This window comes from Nguyenibacter vanlangensis, assembly GCF_013376155.1.
In the GTDB taxonomy this organism is placed as follows: Bacteria; Pseudomonadota; Alphaproteobacteria; order Acetobacterales; family Acetobacteraceae; genus Gluconacetobacter; species Gluconacetobacter vanlangensis.
The window spans coordinates 1-8,189 of sequence record NZ_JABXXP010000089.1; the positions used below are offsets into that span (position 1 = coordinate 1).

General features: G+C 66.7%; 9 protein-coding genes, 2 tRNA genes and 1 pseudogene. 9 read left to right on the forward strand and 3 right to left on the reverse strand.

Annotated features, from left to right (window positions below; all coding sequences use genetic code 11):
• Positions 1-369: N-formylglutamate amidohydrolase (locus HUK84_RS07035; protein ID WP_374729282.1), on the reverse strand; the 369-nt coding region annotated here is incomplete at its 3' end.
• A gap of 167 nt (positions 370-536) precedes the next feature.
• On the opposite strand from HUK84_RS07035, the gene HUK84_RS07040 reads away from it, so the two are divergent.
• Positions 537-611, forward strand: a tRNA-Val gene (locus HUK84_RS07040).
• Between the two features lie 46 nt (positions 612-657).
• Here HUK84_RS07040 and ruvX read toward each other — a convergent pair.
• Positions 658-1,146: a Holliday junction resolvase RuvX gene (ruvX, locus tag HUK84_RS07045; protein ID WP_176639651.1), complete on the reverse strand. Its 489-nt coding sequence runs from the start codon at positions 1,144-1,146 to the stop codon at positions 658-660.
• A gap of 75 nt (positions 1,147-1,221) precedes the next feature.
• Between ruvX and gatC the strand changes: the two genes are divergently transcribed.
• The 4 genes from gatC to HUK84_RS07065 all read left to right on the forward strand — a co-directional run bounded on the left by gatC (position 1,222) and on the right by HUK84_RS07065 (position 4,625).
• Positions 1,222-1,509 carry an Asp-tRNA(Asn)/Glu-tRNA(Gln) amidotransferase subunit GatC gene (gene gatC / locus HUK84_RS07050; protein ID WP_176639652.1) on the forward strand — a complete coding sequence of 96 codons (288 nt, stop codon included), beginning with the start codon at positions 1,222-1,224 and terminating at the stop codon, positions 1,507-1,509.
• Complete coding sequence (gene gatA, locus HUK84_RS07055) at positions 1,509-2,990, forward strand: Asp-tRNA(Asn)/Glu-tRNA(Gln) amidotransferase subunit GatA (protein ID WP_176639658.1); 1,482 nt, start codon at positions 1,509-1,511, stop codon at positions 2,988-2,990. Before gatC ends, gatA begins: the two co-directional genes overlap by 1 nt.
• A complete protein-coding gene (gene gatB / locus HUK84_RS07060) occupies positions 2,990-4,438 on the forward strand; it encodes an Asp-tRNA(Asn)/Glu-tRNA(Gln) amidotransferase subunit GatB (protein WP_176639657.1) in 1,449 nt (482 codons plus the stop codon). The genes gatA and gatB overlap by 1 nt, the downstream gene beginning before the upstream one ends.
• A 94-nt stretch (positions 4,439-4,532) precedes the next feature.
• Positions 4,533-4,625, forward strand: a tRNA-Ser gene (locus HUK84_RS07065).
• A 64-nt stretch (positions 4,626-4,689) separates the two neighbouring features.
• On the opposite strand, the gene HUK84_RS07070 is transcribed toward HUK84_RS07065, so the two are convergent.
• A complete protein-coding gene (locus HUK84_RS07070; protein WP_317135247.1) occupies positions 4,690-5,244 on the reverse strand; it encodes a DUF6622 family protein in 555 nt (184 codons plus the stop codon).
• Positions 5,245-5,346: 102 nt separating this feature from the next.
• On the opposite strand from HUK84_RS07070, the gene HUK84_RS22825 reads away from it, so the two are divergent.
• The 4 genes and pseudogenes from HUK84_RS22825 to HUK84_RS07090 form a co-directional block, all read left to right on the forward strand.
• The gene (locus tag HUK84_RS22825; protein WP_218064261.1) at positions 5,347-6,183 is read left to right on the forward strand and encodes a LytTR family DNA-binding domain-containing protein; all 837 of its coding nucleotides are present in this window, start codon (positions 5,347-5,349) and stop codon (positions 6,181-6,183) included.
• 117 nt (positions 6,184-6,300) lie between these two features.
• A complete protein-coding gene (locus HUK84_RS07080; protein WP_246285493.1) occupies positions 6,301-6,894 on the forward strand; it encodes an aminotransferase class I/II-fold pyridoxal phosphate-dependent enzyme in 594 nt (197 codons plus the stop codon).
• Between the two features lie 130 nt (positions 6,895-7,024).
• Positions 7,025-7,696, forward strand: coding sequence for a hypothetical protein (locus HUK84_RS07085; protein ID WP_176639655.1), 672 nt, complete (start codon positions 7,025-7,027; stop codon positions 7,694-7,696).
• Between the two features lie 120 nt (positions 7,697-7,816).
• Positions 7,817-8,189, forward strand: a pseudogene (locus tag HUK84_RS07090) (O-antigen ligase family protein); the annotation flags it as partial.

Genomic DNA, 8,189 nt, shown 5'->3' on the forward strand with positions numbered 1-8,189 from the left:
GGCCGAAATGCGTGGAATGACGCCGAGCCCGGCGCGCACGCGGGGCGACGTGCTGTCGCAGCCGGGCGGCAGGGGCTCGGTGAACATGCCGGGATCCAGTTCGGTGGCGGCGCGATTGGCGTCGCAATAGATTCGCGGGAAAGTGGCGCAGAGCAGGCTGGCCCCCAGGTCCGGCGCGTCGGTCAGCAATTCGTCCAGATGGAAATCCTCGCTGCGGCGCAGGGCCGGCAGATCCAGCCGGGTCCGCGCCAGGAAATCGGGCGGATAGGTCCGGCCGGAATGGGGGGACGCCACGACCATAGGGATCGCTGTCCGGCGGGGCGGAACCAGGATGAAGGGGGCGTCCCGGGACGTTGAGATCTCGTTCACCTTGGTGGCTCGTCCACGGATCCGGCGCGAGGCTTCGCGGGGAATCGAGGCAATTTAACCCGTATTCTCAATTGCTTAATGAAAACAGACACGGGACGTCATTTTTTCCGCACGGACGGGTTGCGCAACGGGACCAGCCCGGCTAGAAGCCTGTTCACCGAACGGATGGGCGCATAGCTCAGCGGTAGAGCACTACCTTGACATGGTAGGGGTCACAGGTTCAATCCCTGTTGCGCCCACCATCCTTCGGTTCTCCTTCTTTGTGCGTGCCGTGAAAACATATCGGCATTATGCCCCATCTTCGCCATCGGCGGGGCTGGCCGATGCGTCCAGCGCGCCCTGCAGCATGTAGGCGGCGGCCAGCTTGTCCACCAGTTCGGCGCGGCGCCGGCGGCTGATGTCGGCGTCCTGGATCAGCATGCGGTTGACCGCGCTGGAGGACAGGCGCTCGTCCCACATGGCGGCCGGCAGGCCGACCTGTTCCGACAGGGTGGCCATCCAGTCGCGCGCCGCCTGCGCCGCGGGGCCGAAACTGCCATCCAGGGACAAGGGCAGGCCGGAGACCAGGGCGCCCACATCCTCGCGCCGGGCGATCGCGCCGATTTCGGCGGCGACGGCCGACAGCTTGGCGCGGCGCAGCGTGCCGTAGGGCGATGCCAGCATCAGCGACACGTCCGACAGGGCCAGGCCGATCGTCTTCTGTCCCGGATCGAGACCCAGCAGGCGCTGGTTGCGGCCCAGCCGGGCGCGGATCTGGTGCATGTTGAACAGGGGCATTATCTGGGTCTATGGTCCGCGCGATATTCTGTACGCAGGATATTCCCCCCAGATCATGATGGAAAGTTATGCTTCATGTCGCTTGATCCCGCGACCGTCCGACGTATCGCCAGGCTGGCGCGGATAGGTATCGATGAGTCCGATTTGCAGGCCCTGCAGGGGGAATTGAACGGTATCCTCGGCTGGATCGAGCAGTTGAACGAAGTCGATGTCGACGGTGTCGAGCCGATGGTGGGCACCGGCCACGCGGCGCTGCGCATGCGCGAGGATTGGGTGACCGACGGGGAGGCGCGCGATGCCGTCCTGTCGAACGCGCCCGACAAGGCGGGGCCGTTCTATACCGTGCCGAAGGTGGTTGAATGATGCTGACCGAACTGACGATCGCTTCCGCCCAGGGGGGGCTGAAGCGGCGCGACTTTTCCGCCGTCGAACTGACGCAGGCCCATCTGGCCGCGATCGAGGCGCTGAACGGCCGGCTGAACGCCTTCATCACCGTTACCGCCGAACGGGCGCTGGACGCCGCGCGGCGGGCCGATGCGGTCCTGGCGGGCGAGGATGCGCCCGCGCTGACGGGTATTCCGCTGGGCATCAAGGACCTGTTCTGCACCGACGGCGTGCGCACCACCGCCGCCAGCCGGATGCTGGAAGATTTCGTGCCGCCGTACGAAAGCACGGTGACGGCGAATCTGCTGCGCGATGGCGCGGTGTTCGTGGGCAAGACGAACCTGGACGAATTTGCCATGGGATCGGCCAACATCACCTCGGCCTTCGGGGCGGTGGAAAATCCCTGGAAGCGCACGGGTGAGCCGGACACCGTGCTGGTGCCCGGGGGGTCGTCCGGCGGTTCGGCGGCGGCGGTCGCGGCCGGGCTGGCGATGGGGGCGACCGGTACCGATACCGGCGGGTCGATCCGCCAGCCGGCGGCCTATTGCGGGATTGCCGGAATCAAGCCGACCTATGGGCGGTGCAGCCGCTGGGGCACGATCGCCTTCGCCAGTTCGCTCGATCAGGCGGGGCCGATGGCCCGCACCGTCGAGGATTGCGCCATCCTGCTGCAATCCATGGCGGGATTCGACGTGCGCGACAGCACCAGCGTGGACGTGCCGGTGCCGGAGTACCGCGCCGCCTGCGGCCGCTCGCTGAAGGGCATGAAGGTCGGCATCCCCGCCGAATATCGGGTGGCCGGCATGCCGGCCGAGATCGAGGCGGCGTGGGAGCAGGGCATCGCCTGGCTGCGCGACGCGGGATGCGAGATCGTGAACGTGTCGCTGCCGCACACCAAATATGGGCTTGCGACCTATTATATCGTGGCGCCGGCGGAATGTTCGTCGAACCTGGCGCGCTATGACGGCGTGCGCTTCGGCCGGCGCGTGCCCGGCGAATCGCTGGACGCGCTATACGAGGCGACGCGCCGCGAGGGCTTCGGGCCCGAGGTCCGGCGCCGGATCCTGATGGGGACCTATGTCCTGTCGGCCGGATATTACGACGCCTATTACCTGCGCGCGCAAAAGGTGCGCCACCTGATCCGCCGGGATTTCGAGGAGGCGTTCCGCATGGTGGACGTGCTGCTGACGCCGACCGCGCCCTCGCCCGCCTTCGCGCAGGGCGAGAAGATGGATGACCCTGTACAGATGTATCTGAACGACGTGTTCACCGTGCCGGCCAGCATGGCCGGCGTGCCGGCGATGTCGGTCCCGGCGGGGCTGAGCGGCAGCGGGCTGCCGCTGGGGCTGCAGGTGATCGGCCGGTCCTTCGACGAGGAAACGGTCATCGCCGCGGGCAGCGCGATCGAGCGGGCGGCGTCCTTCGCGCATCGCCCCGCCCTGCGGGCGGAGGTGGCGTGATGGCCTATGTGATCGAGGGCCGCACCGGCCCGTGGGAACTGGTCGTCGGCCTGGAAGTGCATGCCCAGGTCATCAGCCGGTCCAAGCTGTTCTCGGGTGCGTCGGCGTCGTACGGCGGCGAGCCGAACACGCATGTCAGCCTGGTGGATGCCGGGTTTCCCGGCATGCTGCCGGTCATCAACCGCGAATGCGTGGCGCAGGCCGTGCGAACCGGGCTGGGGCTGAAGGCGCGGATCAACCTGCAGAGCCGCTTCGACCGCAAGAATTATTTCTATGCCGACCTGCCGACCGGCTATCAGATCAGCCAGTTCGCCCATCCGATCGTGGGCGAGGGCGCGGTGGAGATCGAACTGGCGGACGGGTCGACCCGCACCATCGGGATCACGCGTCTGCACCTGGAACAGGATGCCGGCAAGTCGATGCACGACCAGGACCCGGCACGGTCCTTCATCGATTTGAACCGCGCGGGCGTCGCGCTGATGGAAATCGTCAGCGAGCCCGATATCCGTTCGCCCGAGGAGGCCGGGGCCTATCTGCGCAAGCTGCGCATGATCCTGCGCTATCTGGGTACGTGCGACGGGAACATGGAAGAAGGCTCGATGCGGGCCGACGTCAACGTGTCGGTGCGCAAGGCGGGCGAGCCGTTCCGCACGCGCTGCGAGATCAAGAACGTCAATTCGATCCGCTATGTGATGCAGGCGATCGAGGTCGAGGCGCTGCGCCAGGTCGAGATATGGGAAGATGGGGGCGAGGTCGACCAGGAGACGCGCCTGTTCGATCCGGCGCGGGGTGAGACGCGGTCTCTGCGCAGCAAGGAAGATGCGCACGACTACCGCTATTTCCCCGATCCGGACCTGCTGCCGCTGGTGATCGCCGAATCGTGGGTGGACGAACTGGAATCGGCCCTGCCGGAGTTGCCCGACGCCAAGCGCGAGCGGTTCCAGACCGAATACGGCATTCCACGTTATGACGCCGGCGTGCTGGTGGCCGAGCAGGCGACGGCCGATTTCTACGAATCGGTGGCGCGCGGACGCGATCCGCGGCTGGCGGCCAACTGGGTGACCGGCGATCTGTTCGCCGCGCTGAACCGTACCGGCCGCACGATCCAGGACAGCCCGATCAGCGCCGAGGCACTGGGCGGCATGCTGGACCTGGTCACGGACGGGACGATCAACGGCAAGATCGCCAAGGAAGTCTTCGAGGACATGCTGGAGACCGGCGATTCGGCGGCCGTGATCGTCGAGCGCAAGGGATTGCGGCAGGTGACGGATACCGGCGCGATCGACGCGGCGGTGCAGGCCGTGCTGGCCGCGAATCCGGACAAGGTGGCCGAATATCGTGGGGGCAAGGACAAATTGTTCGGTTTCTTCGTCGGCCAGGTGATGAAGGCGATGGCCGGCAAGGGAAATCCGGCCCTGGTGAACGAGGCGTTGAAGAAAGTTCTCTAGCGTTCTGACAGCCATCGGTTTGGGGTTTGACGGCGCTGTGGCGACAGTCTACAAGCAGCGCTGCAAACGCCGTGTGATGAGCACGCTCTTCGGCGGAGGGGTGGCCGAGTGGCTGAAGGCGGCGGTTTGCTAAACCGTTGTACGGTGTCAAGCCGTACCGTGGGTTCGAATCCCATCCCCTCCGCCAGTTTGAAAAAATTTCCTGAAAAATCAGTTTGTTGCGCGGGCCTCTGAGAGGCCCGTCCCCGTGCTTATGCTGGCATGCCATCCTCTGCTTCGTAACGGCGGCGGAACGCCAGCGCCCAGCCCAGGAAATACCCCGCCAGTGCGCCTGAGAGTGCACCGCGCAGCAGGTCCAGTGCGACTCGCTGGTCCGGCATCGCCGCGACTGCGATTGTGATGGCGAATTGCGCGGCGAACAGGGTGACGTTGCGGATCAGCGGCCAGAGGCTGCCCTTGCGATGCACGATGCCGCGCGTCCGGTCGATCACCATGCGATTCGGACCGATCCTGTACCCGACCGGCGCCAGGCACATGGCCGCGATCAGCCAGGCCAGATAGGGCGTTGCCATGCCCCCCGAATGCGCGACCAGGCCCGACAGCCCCCAGATGACGAACACCAGCGGCAGCAGCGCCACCCGTCGCACCGTTACGGTCGTATCCGACAAAGCGGCGCATCCCTGCCAGACCAGATAGGACAGCAACAGCCAGACCCAGAGCGGGACGTGTGAAAGGATCATCGGCAAAGACATGGCGGGGCATTCCGTTCGGGTTTCGACCGGGTCACCCTGCAAGATCCCCGTCATACGGGGCAGTGCCCGTTTCGCGAAATGCTCGCCGCTTTCGTGAAACGATGCTTACATGCCGTTTGCGAAGCGTGGGCCGTTCGCGAAGCGTGGATGGAGGGCATGGAGGACGCGTTGACCGAGGCGATGCGCGACGTGATGCGGCGTGGCGGTTTTGTCCTGGCCACCGCCGCCGCCATGACGTTTCTCGCCCCATGGGGCACCCAGGCCATTCCTCTGCCCCGCCGTGCCTTCGACTGGCTGGCCTGCGGCGTCATATGGGAAACGGCGATCTGCCTGGCGCGCGATGGCGTGTCGCGGCGACGGCGCGGTGCGGACGCCAAAGCGGCCCGTCCGCCGTTTGGGGCCTATCTTCTGACATTGGGCATCGCCTCGATTCCGGCCGTGCCGATCAGCATGCTCATCGTAAACGGGTCGGTCGGCACCGCCGGTGACTTTGCCGCCTTCTATGCCTACGCGCTGGGGCTCGGATTAATTCTGGCCGCCATCCGGTATGGCCTGCGGTCCGATGGTGCGGCGCGCGGGCACTTGGCTGCCGGGACCGTCGGAAGCGGCTCGCCGACCGCATTGCCTGTCCCCGCCGCGAGCATGCCGGCACGCGATTTCCCGACGCGCGATTTCCCGGTGCGCGATTTCCTGGCGCGTCATGCGCCGGATCTGGCCGGGGCGACCCTGCTGGCGCTTGCGGCCGAGGACCATTACCTGCGCATTCATACCGACCGGGGGCAGGCGCTGATCCTGCTGCGTCTGCGCGATGCGATCGACAGCCTGGGCGCGGATGCGGGCCTGCAGGTGCATCGCTCGTTCTGGGTGGCGATGGATGCGGCTCCCCGGGTCGCGCGCCGGGGGCAGTCCTGGCAGTTGGAACTGCCCACCGGCCTGAATGTCCCCATCAGCAAGGCCAATGTCCCGGCCTGCCGGGCCGTCGGCTGGCTGTAGCCGTCCAGGGACGGAACGATGCGCGGTCGGTGCCTTTCTTCATGATGCAAAGCGCCTCTTCATGCAAAGCGCCGGGCACCGGCGATGCAAAGCATGACCAGGCCGGCTCCATCCGGCATGACGATCGTCGAGGATGACATCTTCGGCGATTTCGAGCCCGAATCGTCGCCGCGTCTTGCCGTGCTCGATGGGCTCGCGCGTGTGATCCGCATCGGCAGCTTTTCGAAGACGCTCTCGGCTTCGATCCGTTGTGGCTATATCGCGGCGCGCTCGGACTGGATCGACGCGCTGATCGATCTGCAGGTCGCGACAAGTTTCGGCGGCGTCAGTCCGGCCACGGCCGAGTTGGTTTTCGCGGTGTTGAACGACGGTGGTTACCGCAAGCATATGGAGGCGGTGCGGCGACGGCTTGTCCGCGCCCGACGCGATACGGCCGTGCGGCTTGAGGCACTGGGCATCACGCCCTGGCTTATGCCGCGCGGCGGGTTCTACCGTTGGTACGCCCTGCCCGCCGGCCAGGACGCCACGACGCTCGCCCGGGCTGCGCTGTGCGAGGATGTCGTGCTGGCGCCCGGCAATGTTTTCAGCGTCTCGCAGACCGCCACGGGCTTCATGCGCTTCAACGTCGCACAGATGGGCGAGGCACGCATATTCGAAGTACTGGAACGCGCTCTGGCGTCCGGTCGCCGTTGCGAAGGAGGTGGTGGGTGAGCGCATCGTCGCCGTGATCGGCGGAGATTATAAGGAAACGTTATCTGCGGAAGATGGATTGATCCGCGCAACGATGTGACCCTGCCGGCGTTCGATAGGATTGCGCCAGGTTTCCGGGGCACGCAACAGGATGGGCGCGCCCTGCCGCGCCGGCCTGATTCTGTCCGAGATTTCTCTCATCCTGTGTCCAAAAAAGGGGAATTGGTTGGCTGACGGGTTTTTGGCGCTCCCTTACGCCAAGGAGGTGGCGGAAGCCGGTCTGGTGGAAGCCGATCTGGCGCGGGCTGGTGCGCTGGTTTCGATCATCGGGGTGAGGGAGAAGCCCGCGCGGATTGACGAGAGGCGCTTCGCGTATGGCGTGCTGCGGGTAAGCTTTGATGACATTCCGGTTCCGGAATGGGTGGCTGCGGACGGATCGCGCTGGTTTGGCCCGTATGAGGAGCAGGTGCGCGACGTGCTGACGTTCGGGCGCCATGTGCGTGCGGCCGGCTGCGACCATGTCGCGGTGCATTGCCTGCATGGCCGCAGCCGGAGCCCGGCCGTCGCCGTTGCCATGATGGCCGACGCGCTGGGCCCCGGGCGGGAGGCCGAGGCGGTGTCGCGCCTGATGACCCGGTCGGCGCGTCCCGGGGTGGCCCCCGATCCTGACTCGGTCCGGCGCATATTGTGCAATCCGGGGGTGATCCGCCTTGCCGACGGCATCATGGGCCGTGGCGGCGCGCTGGAACGTGCGGTTGCCGCGGGGGTGCCGCTCTATGCCGCCTGGGAGGGGTTCTGGCAGGCGCAATGCCTGGTTCCCTGACCGGCCGGTGAGGTGGGGCCGGTGACGTGGCCGTTCCGCGCGGGGTCGCCACCCGAGGGCCGTGCCTGTATGGATGAGCGCCGACAGAGCAGGGACGACAAAGGCGCAATGAAGGCGGATATGGCGACGCGGCGCAGCCGGGTCTTGGCGGCGAGCCTGTGGTGGATCGCGCTGGCCTTGACGATGGCGCTGCCGCTCTTTCAGTTGCGCGGCCGGGCGATCGGCGACGGGATCATGTCCGCCGTGGGGATTCTGTTTCTGGTCCAGTGCCGGATCGGGCGTGCCGGGACGTGGTGGCGGCGCGGGTGGTTTCCATTCGCGCTGGCCTTCTGCGGCCTGGCGGTCCTGTCATCGCTGCTGCATGGATCGCGCCATGCGGTGGGGGAAGCCGCGGTTCTGGTCCGGTTCTTTCTGTTCGCCGCGGCGCTGGAGCATTGGGTGCTGCGGGGCGCGGCGGCGCGGCGGCGGCTGGGGACGGTGCTGGGGCTGGTGG